Origin of the sequence: Bradyrhizobium sp. CB3481 (assembly GCF_029714305.1) — a bacterium.
GTDB lineage: Bacteria > Pseudomonadota > Alphaproteobacteria > Rhizobiales > Xanthobacteraceae > Bradyrhizobium.
This window is the reverse complement of record NZ_CP121647.1, coordinates 6162388-6181627: the sequence shown is the minus strand read 5'-3', so window position 1 is coordinate 6181627 and position 19240 is coordinate 6162388. Positions and strand designations below refer to the sequence as shown.

General features: G+C 63.6%; 16 protein-coding genes and 1 pseudogene. 13 read left to right on the top strand and 4 right to left on the bottom strand.

Going from position 1 to position 19240, the window contains the following annotated elements:
- Positions 1 to 137 precede the first annotated feature (137 nt).
- The 8 genes from urtA (at position 138) to QA643_RS30060 (ending at position 7933) form a co-directional block, all read left to right on the top strand.
- Complete coding sequence (gene urtA, locus QA643_RS30095) at positions 138 to 1397, top strand: urea ABC transporter substrate-binding protein (protein ID WP_283029287.1); 1260 nt, start codon at positions 138 to 140, stop codon at positions 1395 to 1397.
- Between the two features lie 131 nt (positions 1398 to 1528).
- Positions 1529 to 2455: an urea ABC transporter permease subunit UrtB gene (gene urtB, locus QA643_RS30090; RefSeq protein WP_283029286.1), complete on the top strand. Its 927-nt coding sequence runs from the start codon at positions 1529 to 1531 to the stop codon at positions 2453 to 2455.
- An 18-nt stretch (positions 2456 to 2473) separates the two neighbouring features.
- Positions 2474 to 3613, top strand: a complete 1140-nt coding sequence (urtC, locus tag QA643_RS30085; protein ID WP_283029285.1) for an urea ABC transporter permease subunit UrtC — start codon at positions 2474 to 2476, stop codon at positions 3611 to 3613.
- Between the two features lie 68 nt (positions 3614 to 3681).
- Complete coding sequence (urtD, locus tag QA643_RS30080; protein WP_283029284.1) at positions 3682 to 4437, top strand: urea ABC transporter ATP-binding protein UrtD; 756 nt, start codon at positions 3682 to 3684, stop codon at positions 4435 to 4437.
- Between the two features lie 11 nt (positions 4438 to 4448).
- Positions 4449 to 5138, top strand: coding sequence for an urea ABC transporter ATP-binding subunit UrtE (gene urtE, locus QA643_RS30075; RefSeq protein ID WP_283029283.1), 690 nt, complete (start codon positions 4449 to 4451; stop codon positions 5136 to 5138).
- A gap of 28 nt (positions 5139 to 5166) precedes the next feature.
- Positions 5167 to 6396 carry a formamidase gene (gene fmdA, locus QA643_RS30070; protein WP_283029282.1) on the top strand — a complete coding sequence of 410 codons (1230 nt, stop codon included), beginning with the start codon at positions 5167 to 5169 and terminating at the stop codon, positions 6394 to 6396.
- A 107-nt stretch (positions 6397 to 6503) separates the two neighbouring features.
- Entirely contained in the window at positions 6504 to 6851 is a 348-nt protein-coding gene (locus QA643_RS30065) for a zinc ribbon domain-containing protein (RefSeq protein ID WP_283029281.1), read from the top strand.
- A 41-nt stretch (positions 6852 to 6892) separates the two neighbouring features.
- Entirely contained in the window at positions 6893 to 7933 is a 1041-nt protein-coding gene (locus tag QA643_RS30060) for an aliphatic amidase (RefSeq protein ID WP_283029280.1), read from the top strand.
- 230 nt (positions 7934 to 8163) lie between these two features.
- Here QA643_RS30060 and QA643_RS30055 read toward each other — a convergent pair whose 3' ends face one another.
- From QA643_RS30055 to QA643_RS30045, 3 genes and pseudogenes are all read right to left on the bottom strand, one after another.
- Positions 8164 to 9723: a hypothetical protein gene (locus QA643_RS30055; RefSeq protein WP_283029279.1), complete on the bottom strand. Its 1560-nt coding sequence runs from the start codon at positions 9721 to 9723 to the stop codon at positions 8164 to 8166.
- Positions 9724 to 9937: 214 nt separating this feature from the next.
- A pseudogene (locus QA643_RS30050) lies at positions 9938 to 10288 on the bottom strand (L-2-amino-thiazoline-4-carboxylic acid hydrolase); the annotation flags it as partial.
- A gap of 1 nt (position 10289) precedes the next feature.
- Positions 10290 to 11306 (bottom strand): VOC family protein, encoded by a 1017-nt coding sequence (locus QA643_RS30045; RefSeq protein ID WP_283029278.1) that lies wholly within the window; start codon positions 11304 to 11306, stop codon positions 10290 to 10292.
- Between QA643_RS30045 and QA643_RS30040 the strand changes: the two genes are divergently transcribed.
- From QA643_RS30040 to QA643_RS30020, 5 genes are all read left to right on the top strand, one after another.
- Entirely contained in the window at positions 11288 to 11914 is a 627-nt protein-coding gene (locus tag QA643_RS30040; RefSeq protein ID WP_283029277.1) for a LysR family transcriptional regulator, read from the top strand. The genes QA643_RS30045 and QA643_RS30040 overlap by 19 nt on opposite strands.
- Positions 11915 to 11922: 8 nt before the next feature.
- On the top strand, positions 11923 to 12765 hold the full coding sequence (locus QA643_RS30035; protein ID WP_283029276.1) for an aldo/keto reductase: 843 nt from the start codon (positions 11923 to 11925) through the stop codon (positions 12763 to 12765).
- A gap of 137 nt (positions 12766 to 12902) precedes the next feature.
- The gene (locus QA643_RS30030; protein ID WP_283029275.1) at positions 12903 to 13895 is read left to right on the top strand and encodes a DMT family transporter; all 993 of its coding nucleotides are present in this window, start codon (positions 12903 to 12905) and stop codon (positions 13893 to 13895) included.
- A gap of 275 nt (positions 13896 to 14170) precedes the next feature.
- A complete protein-coding gene (locus QA643_RS30025; RefSeq protein WP_283029274.1) occupies positions 14171 to 16711 on the top strand; it encodes an autotransporter domain-containing protein in 2541 nt (846 codons plus the stop codon).
- A gap of 45 nt (positions 16712 to 16756) precedes the next feature.
- Positions 16757 to 17839, top strand: a complete 1083-nt coding sequence (locus QA643_RS30020) for a zinc-binding dehydrogenase (RefSeq protein ID WP_283029273.1) — start codon at positions 16757 to 16759, stop codon at positions 17837 to 17839.
- Positions 17840 to 17948: 109 nt separating this feature from the next.
- On the opposite strand, the gene QA643_RS30015 is transcribed toward QA643_RS30020, so the two are convergent.
- Positions 17949 to 19100 (bottom strand): DJ-1/PfpI family protein, encoded by a 1152-nt coding sequence (locus QA643_RS30015; protein WP_283029272.1) that lies wholly within the window; start codon positions 19098 to 19100, stop codon positions 17949 to 17951.
- Between the last annotated feature and the right edge of the window lie 140 nt (positions 19101 to 19240).

Below are 19240 nucleotides of genomic sequence, written 5' to 3'. Positions count from 1 at the left end.
CCAGCAAAGTCCGTACCAAAAACCTACGTCGCAATTTTGCGGTGCAGTATACGCAATCCCACGTATCTGTGCAGTGCACAATTCTGGGCATCCTCGCCTGACCAATAGGCGCGTTCTCGAACAAAAATGGGGTGCTCATGTCAGACGAACCAAACAAGGGCCTGCAGTCGCCGCTTCGCCGCAAGCTGCTGATGGGGGCGGCGGCATTGCCGCTGATTTCGATCCTTCCGCGGCCTTCCTTCGGGGCCGGTCCCGCCACTGCCACCGTCAACACCACGGGCCTTGCGGTGACCGATACCGAAGTCACCGTCGGCATCCTGCACTCCGCGACCGGCACGATGGCGATCTCGGAGACGGGCTCGATCCAGGCCGAAAAGCTCGCAATCGAACAGATCAACGCGATGGGCGGCGTGCTCGGCCGCAAGATCAAGTTCATCCAGGAAGACGGCGCCAGCGACTGGCCGACGTTTGCCGAGAAGGCGAAGAAGCTGCTCGTCAACGACAAGGTCGCGGCGATCATGGGCTGCTGGACCTCGGCCTCGCGCAAGGCGGTGCTGCCGGTCGTCGAGCAATACAACGGCATGCTCTATTACCCGACCTTCTATGAAGGCCTCGAGCAGTCCAAGAACGTCATCTACACCGGCCAGGAAGCCACCCAGCAGATTCTCGCCGGGCTCAACTGGATTGCCAAGGAGAAGGGCGCCAAATCATTCTTCTTCATCGGTTCGGATTATATCTGGCCGCGCACCTCGAACAAGATCGCGCGCAAGCACGTCGAGAACGTGCTGAAGGGCAAGGTCGTCGGCGAGGAATATTACGCGCTCGGCTCCACGCAGTTCAATTCGGTCATCAACAAGATCAAGCTCACTAAGCCCGACGTCATCTTCACCGACGTGGTCGGCGGCTCCAACGTCGCGTTCTACAAGCAGCTCAAGGCGGCGGGAGTTGACCTCTCCAAGCAGGCGCTGCTGACGATCTCGGTGACCGAGGACGAAATCGACGGCATCGGCGGCGAGAACATCGCGGGCGCCTATGCCTGCATGAAATACTTCCAGTCGCTCGACAACGCCAACAACAAGGCGTTCGTGCCGGCCTTCAAGAAGATGTGGGGCGACAAGACCGTGATCGGCGACGTGACGCAGGCCGGCTATCTCGGCCCGTGGCTGTGGAAACTGACCTGCGAAAAGGCCGGCAGCTTCGACGTCGACAAGATCGCGGCGGCTTCCCCCGGCGTGGAATTCAAGGAAGCGCCGGAAGGCTACGTGCGCATCCATGAAAACCATCACCTCTGGTCGAAGACCCGCGTCGGCCGCGCCAAGCTCGACGGCCAGTTCGAGCTGATCTTCGAGACCACGGATCTGGTCGAGCCCGATCCGTTCCCGAAGGGCTACCAGTAAGCGCAGCCGCCATCAGCGCTTCTCCGAGCAGCCAGCTCCCTGGCGTGGACCGTCAATCCGCGCTTGACGACCCCGCGTCGCGACATTGTTCGCGGCGCGGGGGACCTTATCCCTCCGACGGAGAAACATCGATGTTCGGCGACTACTCGATTGGCGATCTGGGCTCCATCTTCGTCATGCAGGGCTTTGCGGGCCTGATCCTGTTCTCCGTCTACGTGCTGATGGCGCTCGGGCTCGCGATCATCTTCGGCCAGATGGGCGTCATCAACATGGCGCATGGCGAGTTCATGATCCTGGGCGCCTACGTCACCTGGATGACGTCGAATTTCTTCCAGTCGTACCTGCCGAGCCTGTTCAGCGGCTATTTCTTCCTCGCGATGATACTGGCGTTCTTCGCCTCCGGGGCGCTGGGGATGCTGGTCGAATGGGTGCTGATACGACACCTCTATAAAAGACCGCTCGACACGCTGCTCGCGACCTGGGGCCTCAGCCTGATGCTGCAGCAGACGTATCGTTCGGTGTTCGGCCCACGCGAGGTCGGCGTCGAGCTGCCGCAGTGGATGCTGGGTTCGCTGAAAGTGACCGACAGCATCGAGGTGCCGATCAACGGCGTGTTCGTGATGGGCCTGACGGTGCTGATCACGATAGTAGTCGCCTACGTCCTCTATAAATCCCGCTGGGGCCGCCAGGTCCGCGCGGTCGTGCAGAACCGCATCATGGCCGGCGCCGTCGGCATCAACACCGAGAAGGTCGACCGCTACACCTTCGGGCTCGGCTGCGGCATCGCCGGCATCGCCGGCAGCGCCTTCACCATGATCGGCTCGACTGGGCCCACCTCAGGCCAGCTCTACATCGTCGACACCTTCCTGGTCGTCGTGTTCGGCGGCGCCGCCAGCCTCGTCGGCACCATCGCCTCCGCCTTCTCGATCTCGCAGACCCAGTCGACGCTCGAGTTCTTCATGTCGGGATCGATGGCCAAGGTGCTGACGCTGCTCGCCGTGGTCGGGATCCTGATGCTGCGGCCGCAAGGCCTGTTCGCCCTCAAAGTCCGCAAATAACAACAGGCAGGCCCGGTCATGATCAACTCACGTTTCTTCAACAGGTCCGAGCTCATCGGCTTCCTGGCACTGGCCGCCATCCTGTTCGTGATCCTGCCGCTGTCGCTGGATGTGTTTCGTCTCAACCTGGTCGCGAAATACCTGACCTACGCCTTTGTCGCGATCGGGCTTGTGCTGTGCTGGGGCTATGGCGGCATCCTGAGCCTGGGGCAGGGGGTGTTCTTCGGCCTCGGCGGCTACTGCATGGCGATGTTCCTCAAGCTGGAGGCCTCCAGCGTCGAGAACACCAAGATCCAGTCGACGCCGGGCATCCCTGACTTCATGGACTGGAATCAGGTCACGTCACTGCCGTTGTTCTGGCAGCCGTTCCACAGTCTCACCTTCACCATCCTTGCCATCATCCTGGTGCCCGGCCTGTTCGCGCTGATCATTGGCACGGCGATGTTCAAGCGCCGCGTCGGCGGCACTTACTTTGCGATCATCACCCAGGCCGTCGCCGCGATCCTGACCATCCTGATCGTGGGGCAGCAGGGCTACACCGGCGGCATCAACGGCATGACCGACCTGCGCACCCTCAAGGGCTGGGACATTCGGCCCGACCACGCCAAGGTCATCCTGTACTTCGTCGAGGTCGTGCTGCTGTTCGCCTGCATCGGCATCGCACAGTTCATCCGCCTGACCAAGCTTGGCCGCATTTTGGTAGCGATGCGCGAGCAGGAAGACCGCGTCCGCTTCTCCGGCTACAGCGTCGCCAACTTCAAGATCTTCGCCTTCTGCATGGCCGCGATCTTCGCCGCGATCGGCGGCGCCATGTTCGCGCTCAATGTCGGTTTCATGTCGCCGTCCTTTGTCGGCATCGTGCCGTCGATCGAGATGGTGATCTACACCGCGGTCGGCGGCCGGATGTCGATCTTCGGCGCGGTGTGGGGCTCGATTTTGGTGAACTTCGCCAAGACCAGCCTGTCGGAATCCTTCCCGCAGCTCTGGCTGTTCGGCCTTGGCGCGTTGTTCATCGCGGTCGTGCTGGCCTTCCCGAATGGCCTGTCCGGCATCTGGGCTGACTACGTGCAGCCGCGCATCGATCGCCTGCTGGCATCGCGCAAATCGAAACCCAAGGACGGCTGGAATTCCGTCGCGGACGGCGCACCGGCGGAGTGAGGAGATAGATCATGCTCATCGGTCACCCCGGTGCCGATGCCACATTGGCGGAATGAGGAAAATAGATCATGCTCATCGGTCACCAACCCAAACCCTTCCTGCTTGCGGTCGAGGCGCTCACCGTGTCGTTCGACGGCTTCAAGGCCGTGAACAACCTCTCCTTCTATGTCGAGGAGAACGAGATCCGCGTCATCATCGGTCCGAACGGCGCCGGCAAGACCACCGTGCTCGACCTGATCTGCGGAAAGACCAAGGCCACTTCGGGCTCGATCCAGTTTCGCGGCAAGGAGCTGACCAAGCTGAAGGAGAACCAGATCGTGCAGACCGGCGTCGGGCGCAAGTTCCAGACGCCGTCGGTGTTCGAGGATCTCACCGTGTTCGAAAACCTGGAGATTTCCTACCCGCGCGGTCGCACCGTGTTCGGCTCGCTCGCCTTCCAGCGCGATGCAGCCGTGAAGCAGCGCGTCGAGGAGGTTGCCGAGATGATCTTCCTGAAGGATCGCCTCGACACCTATGCCGACCAGCTCAGCCATGGCCAGAAGCAGTGGCTCGAGATCGGCATGCTGCTGATCCAGGACCCGGAGCTTTTGATGCTCGACGAGCCTGTCGCCGGCATGAGCGTTTCCGAGCGCGCAAAGACCGCCGAACTCCTGAACCGCATCATCAAGGACCGCTCGGTGCTGGTCATCGAGCACGACATGAAGTTCGTCGAGGACATCGCCCACAAGGTCACGGTGCTGCACCAGGGCCAAATCCTCTCCGAGGGGACGATGGAGAAGGTCAAGAACGATCCCAAGGTCATTGAAGTCTATCTGGGCCATTAAGGAGCGGGTTCATGCTGGCAATCTCCGATCTTCACGTCGCCTACGGCCAGAGCGAGGTACTGCACGGCCTAAACGTCTCCGTCGCGCCCAACGAGATCGTGGCGGTCATGGGCCGCAACGGTATGGGCAAGACCACGCTGATGAAGTCGCTAATGGGCATTTTGCCCACCAAGAGCGGTTCGGTGAAAATGGACGGCGCCGAACTCAACGCGCTGCCGAGCTATGCCCGCGTCGCCAAGGGCCTCGCCTATGTGCCGCAGGGCCGGATGATCTTCTCCACCATGACGGTGAAGGAGAACATCGAGACCGGGCTCGTGGTATCCGGCGGCTCCGAAGTGCCTGACGATATCTACGAGCTGTTTCCGGTGCTGCTGGAGATGAAGGGCCGCCACGGCGGCAACCTTTCCGGCGGCCAGCAGCAGCAGCTCGCGATCGCCCGCGCGCTCGCCACCAAGCCAAAAGTGTTGCTGCTGGACGAGCCGACCGAGGGCATCCAGCCGTCGATCATCAAGGACATGGCGCGCACCCTGAAGCGCATCCGCGACGAGCGCGGCCTGTCGATCGTCGTCTCCGAGCAGGTGCTCAGCTTTGCGCTCGATATCGCCGACCGCGTGCTCGTGATCGAGAACGGCGAGATCGTCCGCGACGACCCGCGCGAGCTCGTCGATGCCGCGCAAGTTTCGAAATTCCTGTCTGTCTGAACCATATTTTGCAAAAGGGGAGCTATCGATGCCAGAGACACTGATCAAGGTCGATCTTACCAAGTCGGCCTACGAGAACGACATGATCCATAACCGCTGGCACCCCGATATTCCGATCGTGGCGTGGGTCAATCCGGGCGACGATTTCATCATCGAGACCTATGACTGGACCGGCGGCTTCATCAAGAACAACGATTCCGCCGACGACGTGCGCGACATCGATCTGTCGATCGTGCACTTCCTGTCCGGCCCGATCGGCGTCAAGGGCGCCGAGCCTGGTGATCTCCTGGTGGTCGACCTGCTCGATGTCGGCCCGCTCAAGGAGAGCCTCTGGGGTTTCAACGGCTTCTTCTCCAAGCAGAACGGTGGCGGTTTCCTCACCGATCATTTCCCGCTGGCGCAGAAATCGATCTGGGACATCAAGGGCCTCTACACCTCGTCGCGCCACGTGCCCGGCGTGAATTTTGCTGGCCTGATTCATCCCGGCCTGATCGGCTGTCTGCCCGATCCAAAGATGCTGGCGACGTGGAATGCGCGCGAAGCCGAGTTGATCTCGACCAATCCGACCCGCATTCCGGGCCTTGCCAATCCGCCGTTCGCGCCGACCGCCCATGCTGGCCGTGCCAAGGGCGACGCCAAGGCCAAGGTCGGCGCCGAGGGCGCGCGCACCGTGCCGCCGCGTGAGCATGGCGGCAATTGCGACATCAAGGATCTTTCGCGCGGCTCGAAGATCTACTTCCCGGTCTATGTTCCGGGCGGCGGGCTCTCGATGGGCGATCTGCACTTCAGCCAGGGCGACGGCGAGATCACCTTCTGTGGCGCCATCGAGATGGCAGGCTGGCTGCACCTGAAGGTCGAAATCATCAAGGACGGCGTTGCCAAATACGGCATCAAGAATCCTGTGTTCAAGCCGTCGCCGATCACGCCGAACTACAAGGACTATCTGATCTTCGAGGGCATCTCGGTCGATGAGGCCGGCAAGCAGCATTACCTCGACGTTCACATCGCCTATCGCCAGGCCTGCCTGAACGCGATCGAGTACCTGAAGAAGTTCGGCTACTCCGGCGCGCAGGCCTATTCGATCCTCGGCACCGCGCCGTGCCAAGGCCACATCTCAGGCGTCGTCGACGTGCCGAACGCCTGCGCCACGCTGTGGCTGCCGACGGAGATCTTCGACTTCGACATCATGCCGTCGTCGGCGGGCCCGATCAAACACATCACGGGCGACATCCAGATGCCGATCTCGCCGGACAAGTAACCCCCGCGCGAGAGGGATGCGGGACCGCATGCGTGCTGGCCGCCCCGCATCCGTAGCGAATGGAATCCATTCGCTACTCGCCATTCGCTACTCGCTGAGGATATCCAATGCCCGTTTACGAATATCTCTGTAACGATTGCGGCCCGTTCACGGACATGCGGCCGATGGCCGAATGCGACGACCCGCAGGACTGCCCGCGCTGCGATAGTGAATCGCCGCGCGTCATCCTGACCGCGCCGGCATTCTTCTGCATGCCCTCGGACAAGCGCAAAGCCATCGCCACCAACGAGCGGAGCTCTCACGCGCCGAAGTCGCTTGCCGAATACAAGGCCACGCATGGCCCGGGCTGCGGCTGCTGTTCAACCGGCAAGAAGAAACCGGCGCGGTTGATGACCAAGACGAGGAGCGGCGCCAAGGGTTTTCCCACCGCGCGGCCCTGGATGATCAGCCACTAGCTGATCCCCTGAAAACTCAAACCAGAACAAGAGGCGATCCGATGCTCCACGGTGACATTTCCTCCAGCAACGACACGGTCGGCGTCGCTGTCGTAAACTACAAGATGCCGCGGCTGCATACCAAGGCCGAGGTGCTCGACAACGCCCGCAAGATCGCCGACATGATCGTCGGCATGAAGCTTGGCCTGCCGGGCATGGACCTCGTGATCTTCCCGGAGTATTCGACGCACGGCATCATGTACGACTCCCAGGAGATGTACGAGACTGCTTCCTCCGTCCCCGGCGCGGAGACCGATATTTTCGCGGAAGCCTGCCGCAAGGCCAAGGTGTGGGGCGTGTTCTCGCTTACCGGCGAGCGTCACGAGGAGCATCCGCACAAGACGCCGTACAATACCCTGATCCTGATGAACGACGAGGGCGTGATCGTCCAGAAGTACCGCAAGATCATGCCATGGGTGCCGATCGAAGGCTGGTATCCCGGCAAGTGCACCTACGTCTCCGACGGCCCGAAGGGCCTCAAGATCAGCCTGATCATCTGCGACGACGGCAACTATCCGGAGATCTGGCGCGACTGCGCGATGAAGGGCGCGGAGCTGATCGTGCGCTGCCAGGGCTACATGTATCCGGCCAAGGAACAGCAGGTCCTGATTTCCAAGGCGATGGCGTGGGCCAACAACGTCTATGTCGCCGTTGCCAACGCGGCGGGCTTCGACGGCGTCTACTCGTACTTTGGCCACTCCGCGATCATCGGCTTCGATGGACGCACGCTGGGCGAGACCGGCGAGGAAGAGTACGGCATCCAGTATGCGGCACTATCGAAGAACCTGATCCGCGACGCCCGCCGCAACAACCAGTCGCAGAACCACCTCTTCAAGCTGCTGCATCGCGGCTATACCGGCAAGATCAATTCCGGCGAAGGCGCGCGCGGTGTCGCCGAATGCCCCTATGATTTCTACGCGAAGTGGATCGCCGACCCCGAAGGCACTCGCGAGATGGTCGAGGCGCTGACGCGGCCGACCGTCGGCACCGACGAATGCCCGATCGAGGGCATCCCGAACGACGTGACGGCGACGAATTATTGAAGTCCCATGAACTGTCATCGCCCGGCTTGACCGGGCGATCCAGTACGCCGCGCTGTGTCGATTCAGTTACTAATGTCTCTGGGATACTGGATCACCCGCCTTCGCGGGTGATGACGGCTGTGGCGTGGGCAAAGCGTAGCGAGCGCACTATTCGCGATGGACGTGTCGAGAGACGGTGGGCATGGCGCAAGTGCGCCATTGCCCGCCTTCCGAAACGTGCCGCCTTGGCGTCATCCCCACATATGATGGAAGTGGTGCGCTCCGTCGTTGACGGCCGAATCGTGGACCTCCACGGCCGCCGGCGCAACATCATGCGTACCGGCGTCGGCGGTGGCGAGGGCCTTCGCGACCGGGTCGGGAGCCGCAGGAGTCGGTGCCGCAGCCGCCGGAGCAGCAGCGGCAACCGCCGCGGGTGTCCCCGCCGTCGACAGCACCTCGGCCACCGTCAAGCCATCGGGGTTATAGGTGCCGCCGGTCACCGGGATATTGTTGCCGCCGACATCGGCGGAGTTGGCGTGCATCTGCTCGGCGGCAGCGGCGACCAGCGCCGCGTTTCCGGTCTGCAGGCCTTCGATCATCTTGGTCACCTCAGCGCCGAGCGTGCTGGTGTCGCCGAGCAGCTCGTTGTCGAACCGGGCCTCGAAGATGCCGCCCTGCGCGGCGTCGAAGTTGGTGGCGTCGGTCTGGAAGGTGTGCAGGTCGGCGATGACTTGCGCGGTCGCCGCCGCATCATGCGCGGTGACGGCCGCGATCGCCTGTTGTCCCAGCGAATTGGATTGCGCGATGAAGTTCGCCCAGAAGTTCGTCTGTGCATCGTTGTCGAGGTATTTTGGCGTCGGGTTCAGCGCGTCGCCAAACGGCGTGAAGCCGGATACGCCGCCCTGGTTCGCCATGTTCGCCAGGTTGGTGTCGCCCTGGACGATGTCGATGATGTCGAGGATGTTGTCATTGCTGGCCCGCCCCGCATCGGGGTTGATGCCCGCCTCTGCGATGTAGATGTTCTCGAGCTGAAGCTGCCGCACGACAGCCTCGGCGTGAACGCCGGTCAGTCCGCCGAACAGCAGCGGGTTTGCCGTCATCAAGGCCTGCATGTCCGTGATGATCGCGTTCACATCGTTGCTGATGGTGGCCGCGTTGTCGGCATTGACGCCGCCGAGGATCTGGCTCGCCACGTCGTTGAAGATGACGCCGATCTCGGCGAGATTGGCGTGGGGCGCGGTCGCGGCCGTGACGCCGGCGGCAAGGCCCACGGGCGCGGCAAGAAATCCGGCCGCGCCGTCTTGCGTTGCCAGGGTGGCTAGATTGGCATCGTTGTTGACGATGTTGAGAATGTCGAGATGGCTCGTGCGCAGCGCGGCTTCTGCCGCCGCGACGCTGCCGAAATCGCCGCCGCCGTTCACCGAGGCCGTGGCCGCCGAGAGTGCGGTCGTGATATCGGCAAGGATCGTGTTGACATGGGTCAGCGTGTCGCCGGTGAATTGTCCGGCCGCGATCTCGGCCTGAAGGCCAGTTTGCACGGCAGTGAGATCGGCGGTGTATTTGAACACACTGCCCAATCCCTGGCCGCCTTCCTCGACCACGTTTTGCCACAAACCGCCGACGAGGGCGCGGGTTGCGTCGTTGAACGTCAGGCCGAGGTCCGAGAATGCCGGCGCAGAAGATGTTGGCGGTGTCGGATCAGTCGGAGGCGTGGTCGGATCGGTTGGAGGCGTCGGATCCACCGGGGGATCAGGCGTAATGACTGGGGATGTCTGATCGTGGCGATGATGGTGATGAGAATGGCTGGCCATGGCTGGCTTTTCTCCCTGTCAACGTGACCGATGGCCGCAACCGATCGTCCTCCTTCGTGGCGTCATTCGGCCGAGACCGCGGCCATTGCACCTGCAAGCAAGGTGATAGCTGGACGAATCCATGACGCGTGATGGAACTCGCCGCCCGGATTCGCGCGCATTCGTGCCGACGAGTTCGTCGAACAAGCGCGATCACTTCGCGTGCCGGTATCTCCTACTCTGCCTCGATGCGGGAGAAACGAAAGTTGCAGTGACTGGCGCCGCCGGCCAGCGTTTGGGTTCGTTCCAAATGAATGCCACGCGTTGCATAGGCATCGAAATCAAGTCCGCAAATATGTGGGAGGATTTCTTGATCGCCGTGACGCGCGGCGAATTTGCAGAAGCCGCAGGCCTTGTAATCGATACCGAACTCAAAGCTGTCGCCGGGCCCAGGCTCGACGAAATCGTAGATGAAATCTTCCGGATATTCATTCGTCTGGCTTTTGACTGCCTGCTCGCGGAGCAGGGATTGGTTCTCGGCAGACATGAACTGATGTCCCGACGCGAGCCGTTCGGTCTCCGGCATGTCAGACCGCCTTCCGCTCGACGAACTCCAGGGCCAGGCCATGCGTTGCGGCGGATGAAACAAGCAGCACAGCGCCGATCATCTCGAAGTCGACGCCGTTGTCCTTCAATCCCAATCTTGTCGCATCCAGATCGGTGACCACCACACGCGCGGCGCAAAAGCGCGGCGCGGTATCGATCGCGCAACCGGGCAGCCGGCGCGCCGTCTCGCGTGCGTCGAGCACGCTGATGCGGTCGCCGCTCGCACCAACCGTCAGCCGGCCGGGCGCAAGTTCGGCTTTGCTTTCCGTGACGCGTTCGAGGAAATCGCGGTGCGCCGCCGGCTCCGGCGCCGACATCACGACCTCGACCACGCGAAGCGCGCCGTTCGGGTGGCACTGATAATCCGATTTCCAGAACAGCTCCGGCGGATGACGCTGCTGGCAGGTGAAGAAGGCGATCCCGGGCATGGCCGTCGCGGCGGCGAAGGCGAGTGAAAATTCAACGCGCGCCGTGCCACCGCCCGGCAGTACTGCGTCGCGGCCGAAATCAAACGGCGCGTAGCTACTAACGTGCTCGGCCTTGAAGCGTGCTGCATCGGCGTGGGCATCGTCGCTGTGCAGCGCCAGCATCGACATTCCTTCACGGGTGCGAAGAAAATCCTGGTTGTGGGCGGCGAAGCTGAATCGGTCGGGCGCGGCCGGCGGCACCGCCGCAGCATCGGTGACCGCAAGCAGTTCCAGAAAATTGTTCCCGAACTGTGCGAGGCGATTGCTGGTTCCGAACGGATGCACGCCGGTCGGCGTGAGGGTGAAGCCGAGCGTTTGCCAATCGAGCGCAGCCTGCGTCAGGTCGCGAACACAAACGACGAGATGATCCAGTCGGCGGGGCATGGGGTTCTCCGGGTTGCGGGCCGACCGTAACCGGCGGCATCGCCGCGCGGCAAAGCATTGTTGCTGCGGTTTAGCGCAAGAAAATCTATTGCAAGGCCGCGGCCTATCGGTGTCAAACTGGTGCGGTAATGACCTACATCCTTCCACCGCTCAACGCGCTGCGTGCCTTCGAAGCCGCGGCGCGCCATCTCAGCTTCAAGCTCGCGGCGCATGAACTGCATGTCACGCCGGCCGCCGTCGGGCAGCAGGTGAAGGCGCTCGAAGCGCGCCTCGGCGTCCGCCTGTTCGAGCGGCTGCACAAGCAACTCATCCTGACTGAGGCCGGCCAGGCCTATCTGCCGGAAATTTCCGACGGCTTTCGCCGCATCGCCGACGCAACCGCGCAATTGAAGCCGGTGGGCGCGGTGCTGCTGCAACTCGGCGTGCACGGCAGCTTCGATCTGCGCCGTCTGGCGCTCGAGGAGTTTCGCACAAGCCACCCGGAAATCGGCGTGCGGGTGCTGCAGCCCGCCCGCCTGCATGAGCTGGTCGAGGGCAAGGTCGACGTCCTGATCGCGCGCGGTGTCGGCCATCATCCGGGATATCGCTGCGATCGCGTGACGGAGGGGGCCGGGGTGGGCGACTGGCTGGTCGCACCGGCGGGCACGGCGGATTGTCCAGAGATATCCAGTTTCCGTGATTGGCTGCACGGCTTGCCAGATGCTAATTCGCTTGCGCTGCAACGCCGCCGGGTAGTCGGCATCGTCAGAAGTTGAGGTGACTCTTGAAGCAGAAAAAATTCGGCGCCGGCGGCCCTGACGTATCCGTGATCGGGCAGGGCACCTGGTATCTCGACCACGGCGACCGCAAGGCCGCGGTCGCTGCGCTCCGCCGCGGCATCGAGACCGGCATGACGCATATCGACACCGCCGAGATGTATGGCGATGCCGAGCTTGTCATCGCCGACGCCATCGCCGGCCTGCCACGCGAAAAACTGTTCCTGGTCTCAAAGGTCTTGCCGAGCAACGCCTCGCGGCGTGGCACCATTACCGCCTGCGAGCGCTCATTGAAACGGCTGAAGACCGATCATCTCGATTGCTATCTCTTGCACTGGCGCGGCTCCTATCCGCTCGAGGAGACGGTCGCGGCCTTCGAGGAGCTTGTCGCAAGCGGAAAGATCCGCTCCTGGGGCGTCAGCAATTTCGACGAGGACGATCTCGACGAACTACTCGATGTCGCCGGCGAGGGCAGGATCGCCTGCAATCAGGTGCTCTATCATCTGCAGGAGCGGGCGATCGAGCACGCGGTGATCCCGTGGTGCGAGCGCAACGGCGTTGCTGTCGTCGCCTATTCGCCGTTCGGTCACAATGATTTTCCGTCCGCACGCAGCAGGGGCGGCGAGGTGCTGCAGGCGATTGCCGAAGTGCACAGAGCGACCCCGCGCCAGGTCGCGCTGGCGTTTCTCACACGCGCGGCTTCCGTGCTGGCGATTCCGAAAGCCTCGAGCGCGGAACATGCGGCGGAGAATGCGGGGGCGGGGAATTTGAAACTAAGCGCCGCCGATATCGCCGCGCTCGACAAGGCGTTGCCGCGCGGCCCGAAGCCGCGCGGCCTGCCGATGCTCTGAGGAACACCGTCCTTAACAAAGTGTTTCAATCGCGCCCTCTGTGCATATCGGCATCCTGTTTTCGGACCTAGTCGCATGCCGCGAATTGGTGTTTTTTACAACCTCGCCCGATTCGAATTACTGCCTTCGAGATTGCCGTGACACCGCCCCCCGCCGCAGCCGCAAGGCTGGACAGCGCTCCATTACCCATTCCCGAAAAGAAGACCGCCTCTGTCCCCAAGGCGCCGGCGCGCGCCGACCGGCCGTTCAAGGGCATCGCGTTGATCCTGGCCTCGACGGTGTTTCTCGGCACTTCCGACGTCACGGCGAAATATCTCTCGGCCACGCTGCCCTCGATCGAGATCACCTGGATCCGCTTCCTGGTGTTCGCGCTGATCATGACGCCGGCGATGATGCCGGGTTCGCCGCTGTTTGCGATGCAGACCGGCCGGCTCGGCCTGCATCTGCTGCGCGGCGCGACCATTTTGGGTTCCTCGCTGTTCTTCATCTCCGGCCTGCGGTTCCTCCCCATCGCGGAAGCCTCCGCCACCGGCTTCGTCGCGCCGCTGTTCGTCACGGCGCTGTCGATCATCTTTCTCAGCGAGAAGGTCGGCCTGCGCCGCTGGATCGCCACGGCCGTCGGCCTGATCGGTGTGCTCATCATCCTGCGGCCGGGCACCGGCGCATTCCATCCGGCGGCGTTCTTTCCGCTAGTCTCGGCGCTGGCCTGGGCCTGCACGCTGATCATCACGCGGATGATGAGCGGCACCGAGCGCGCCATCACGGTGATGGCCTATTCGTCGATCGTCGGCCTGTGCATTCTCTCGGCGCTGGTGCCGTTCGTCTGGGTCACGCCGACCTGGCACGACCTCGGCTTCGGCATTTTGATCGGCGTCGCCTCGACCGCAGGGCAGTGGATCGTGGTGCTGGCGTTCCGCTATGCCGATGCGTCCGTGCTGGCGCCGTTCTCCTACACGCAGCTCTTGTGGGTCAGCATCCTCGGCTTCTTCATCTTCGGCGAGGTCCCCGACGCCTACACCATCACCGGCGCCGCCTTCATCGTCGCCAGCGGCCTCTACACCGCCCATCGCGAGCGGGTGCGCCGCTCGCAGCTTCTTTCCGTCTCGGGCGAGCCGTCGCCCAACGCCTGAGCCCGCCGTAGGCTGGCCGTCAAAAACGTGGCGCGCGTGCCACAGCCGCGCCGCAAAACGCCCGGTTGTGGCGCAAATCCGGCGGATTCAACACCGCATCCGTAATTCCACGGCGGAACCCGTGCTAGTGAATCCCGATGGCGCCGGAAGAGCGCCTGATATTGGGGTTCGGGGCGTTGTTTTTTCAGTTGCTTCTATCGGCGCAGGGCCGACGACGCCGGAGCGCGGCTGCGTGGGCCGTCGCCGTGTCGGCATCTTTCGGCGCATTGAGTTTGGTGGCAGCGCCCGCGAACGCGGCGTGCGCGCCCGATCCCGCCGCGAGCGGGGACACTGTAACCTGTAGCGGCTGGACTCCGAACGGCTTTCAGGCCGGCGGGATCGACAATCTCACCGTCAATGTCCTGGCCGGCGCCACCCTCATCGCTGGCATCAACGGCGACGGCGTCTTTCTGCAAGGCAACCGCGGGATCATCAACAACGCGGGCACGATCAACACGGCGGCTTCCGGGGCCGGCATCGACGTGTTCGGCGACGATGCGACGATCACAAGCAATGGGGTGATGAATATCGGCGATAACGGCGCCGGAATTGCCATCGTGGGCGCCCGCGCGCTGATCACTCATTCCGGCACAATCAATGGTGGGGTGCAGAGCGCGGGCCTTGCCTTTAACGGCTCGTCCGGCACGATCGACAACAGCGGCCGCATCCTGCTCGGAGAGGCTGCGGTTGGCATCCTCGTGGTCGGCGATTCCAACACCATCACCAACAGCGGCACCATCACCGTCGGAAACGGGTTTGCCGTCGGCATCGACGTTTCCAGTTTCGTCGGCACCAGTTCCGTCACCAATACCGGCACGGTCAACGTCGGCACGGGGGGGATCGGCATCGGCATTCTGCTCCGGGGCAGCGGCACGATATTCAACTCGGGCACCATCAATGCTGCCGGGGGATTTGCCGCGATCGAGCTCTGCGGCTGTGGCAACAGCACGCTGACGCTCGGGCCCCGCAGCGTCATCAACGGCCTCGTGATGGGCAGCGGCACCGATACGTTCCAGCTCGGCGGCGTCGGCAAGGATACGTTCAACCTCAGCCTGATCGGCGGCGGCCAGCAATATGACGGCTTCACGACCTTCAACAAGGTTGGCGCCTCGAACTGGACCCTCCTCGGCACCGGCGCGCAGAACTGGAACGTGCTGGGCGGCACGCTTTCGGTCAACGGCATCATCAACGGCCTCGTCACCATCAACGCCGGCGGCACGCTCGGCGGTATCGGCACGATCAACGATGTCACAGTCAATGGTGGCACGCTGGCGCCGGGCAATTCGATCGGTACGCTGAACGTGCCTGGTAGCCTGACCTTTACGGCGGCGTCGAGCTACATGGTGGAGATTTCAGGCGCGAGCAGTGACCTGACTCGCGTCACCGGCGTGGCGACGCTCGGCGGCGCCACCGTCGTAGTTGCGCCGCTGGGGACAGTGGCGAAGCAGTACACCATCCTTACCGCGACCGGCGGCGTCTCCGGCACGTTCAACCCGGTCGTGTCGAGCACCACGCCGAACCTGGCCGCAAGCCTCAGCTATGACCTCAATAACGTCTACCTGAATTTCGCGCTGAACTATGGCGGCGGCCTCAACGTCAACCAGCAGAATGTTGCGGGCAGCCTGACCAATTTCTTCAACGCCACCGGCGGCATTCCCGCCGCCTTCGCCTCGCTGTCGCCGGCCGGCCTGACGCAGGTGTCGGGTGAACTCGCGACCGGCTCGCAGCAGGCGACGTTCGATGCGATGAACCTGTTCCTGTCGCTGATCTCGGATCCGTTCGTCGCCGGCCGCAATGGCGGCTTCGGTGGCAATGCCGGCGCAGTGCCGTTCGCGGAGGAGAGCGAGCTCGGCTATGCCGCGAAGAAGCGTCCCGCGCGCGAGGCCTTCGCCAAATTCCCGACCAAGGCGGACGTCGCGCAGAGCGATCTGTTCGATCGGCGCTGGAGCGTCTGGGGCTCGGCTTATGGCGGCGGCAGCAATACGTCGGGCAACGCGGCGCTCGGCTCGAACGACGCCAGCGCGCGCGCCTTCGGCGTTGCGGTCGGCGCCGATTATCGCTTCTCGCCGGATACGCTGGCTGTCTTTGCGCTCGCCGGCGGGGGCACCAGCTTTGCCGTCTCCGGTTTCGGCTCGGGACGTTCGGACCTGTTCCAGGCCGGCGCGTTCGTGCGCCACACCATGGGCCAAGCCTATGTCACCGCCGCGGCCGCCTATGGCTGGCAGGATGTCTCCACGGAGCGCACGGTTACGGTCGCCGGCTTCGAGCGCCTGCGCGCCGAGTTCAACACCAACGCTTATTCCGGCCGCATCGAAGGTGGTTACCGCTTCATCACGCCGTGGATGGGCATCACGCCCTATGCCGCCGGCCAGTTCACCAGCTATAGCCTGCCGGCCTATGCCGAGCAGGTGCTGGTCGGCCCCGGCACCTTCGCGCTGAACTATGCCGCCAAGGACGTCACCGCCGCGCGCACCGAACTCGGCCTGCGCACCGACAAATCGTATGCCGTGCAGAACGGCATCCTCACGCTGCGCGGCCGCGCCGCCTGGGCGCACGACTTCAACACCGACCGCAACGTCACGGCCTTGTTCCAGACGCTGCCGGGCGCGGCCTTCATCGTCAACGGCGCGGCGCAGGCGCACGACTCGGCGCTGGTGACGGCCGCGGCCGAGATGAAATGGCTGAACGGCTGGTCGACGGCGGCAACCTTCGAAGGCCAGTTCTCGAGCGTCACCAATTCCTACGCCGGCAAGGGTGTGGTCCGCTATTCCTGGTAATTCTCCATGCTAGAGTGATGAAAAATCACCGGGAGGATTCCGTCGATGCGCGCCGCCATTTTCCGCAACGGGGAAATTGTCGTCGATCAGATGCCGGAGCCGAAACCCGGCGCCGGGCAGGTGCTGGTGAAGTCGCTGGCCTGCGGCATCTGCGGCTCCGACCTGCACGCGCGCAAACATGCGCACCGCATGGTGGAACTGGCAAAACATTTTCCCGGCCGCAAGCCGATGGATCTCTCGCGCGATGTGGTGTTCGGCCATGAGTTCTGCTGCGAGGTGCTGGACTACGGCCCCGATACCGCTCGTAAGTTCAAGCCCGGCGCAAAAGTCTGCTCGATCCCGGCGCTGCTGACCGCCGAAGGTCCGAAGGGCATCGGCTATTCCAACGATTTTGTCGGCGCCTATGCCGAGCAAATGCTGCTCTCCGAGGCGCTGCTGCTTGAAGTGCCGAACGGCCTTGCCGCCGAGCATGCCGCGCTGACCGAGCCGCTCGCGGTCGGCGTGCACGCGGTGGCGAAAGCCAACATCAGCGGCGGCGAGGTGCCGCTGGTGATCGGCTGCGGTCCGGTCGGGCTCGCCGTCATCGCCGCGCTCAAGATCAGGGGTTTGCATCCGATAGTCGCCGCGGATTACTCGCCGGCGCGCCGCGCGCTGGCCGAAAGGCTCGGCGCCGACGTCGTCGTCGATCCCGCGCGCACGCAGCCTTATACGACCTGGGCGGAGCACGCCCAGATGTCGCCGGAGGAGAAGGCCGCGCGCCCGCCGCTGCAGGCGCTGCTGCCGGCGCTCAAGCCCGCGCTGATCTTCGAATGCGTCGGCGTGCCCGGCCTGATCCAGCAGGTGTTCGAGGGCGCGCCGCGCGATGCGCGCATCGTCGTGGTCGGCGTCTGCATGGAGACCGACCGCTCCGAGCCAATGCTCGGCATCCTGAAGGAGCTCAACGTCCAGTATGCGCTCGGCTACACGCCGGAGGAGTTCGCGTATTCGCTGCGGCTGATCGCGGAAGGGCAGGTCGATGCAGCTTCGATGGTGACCGCGTCAGTCGGCATCGACGGCGTCGCAAAAGCCTTCGCCGATCTCGCCAATCCCGAGGCGCACACCAAGATCATCGTCGAGCCGTGGCGGTGATTGCCGCTGCCGTAGGGTGGGCAAAGGAGCGAAGCGACGTGCCCACCATCCATCGACGAGTACGCTGTGAGATGGTGGGCACGCTTCGCTTTGCCCACCCTACGAAATCTCACTGCGCTGCACGATTTCTCGGATACTCCATCTGCATCGCGACAAAATCCGTCGTGCGCGCACCGTAACGCGCCGTCATGGCGCGCAAGGTCTCGTCCAGCGCTTCCGCCGGCTTGCGCTCCCCGACTGAAGCCAGCAGCCGTTCCGCCGGCCAGCTCGCGGCGACCTCTTCGGGATAGATGCGGAGACCGCCCCGGCTCTGCCGGGCATCGGCGGTGACGGCGAACGTCACCGCCTGGGAGCGAAAGGTCCGCGACCACGCATCGGCGGCGAGCGCCAGCGACACTTCGTCGACACCGTCCTTGAGCTCGATGCCGAGCCGTTCGCGCGCCCAGAACGCGGCGGTGTTGCCGATTGCGGTCAGCGCAAACGGGCGCGTGAAGCGGAACGCGTCGCTTTCATGCCGCGCATCCCAGTCGGCGACGCCGATATCGCGTCCCACCGCGCGCGCCTTGTCGCGGCCGGCGATCGCCTCGATCAACGTCAGCGAGATCGGCATCGAGGCGGAGATGCCGGTGGTGGTCGCCACGCCGTCGTCGACGACGAACCGCCGGTCCTCAACGTATTGCATGGTCGGATGCTTGCTGCGCAATTCCTTGACCGAATACCAGTGCGTGGTCGCGCGCTTGCCGTGCAGCAGCCCGGCATCGCCGACCACCTTGGCGCCGACGCAGACGCCGATGATGATGGCCTTCTTGGCCGATTGATTCCTGATCCATTGCAGCGCCGCCGGATCGTCGTCGCGGATCATCGCGGGCACGATGACATAGTCGGCACCATCAGGGTGCTGCGCATCGAACTCAGCGATGGTCGCCTGCGGCTCGACCTTGAGCACCGGATAGAGCTGCACGGGGCCCGGCTTCGTCGCCAGCGTCATAACATCGGCAACATCGGCGCGCCGCAGGATGCCGTAGGGCATCAGGTAATCGGTGGTCTCGGTGCCATCGTTGATGCCGATGATGGCGATCAGCGGGCGCTGCCGCTTCGGCGGCTTCAACGCCGCAACCGTCGCGTCGCGCTCGGCCTGTGCGATCGGCGGCGGCGGTGTGACGGCTGGGGCAGGCGGCAGCGACCACAGCCAGCCGCCGCCGATAATGAGAAGAAGTGCGACAGCGCCAAGGGCGCTCCACAACAGGCGTCGCGATGTCATAATTGCCGGCTCGATGCGTGCTTGATTGTATCAGAGTTTACCGCCGTCATATTCCGCTGGAAATGACGCAAATCCCGCGAAAACGGTCATGTAGAATGAGGATGCCGTAGGGTGGGCAGAGGAGCGCAAGCGACGTGCCC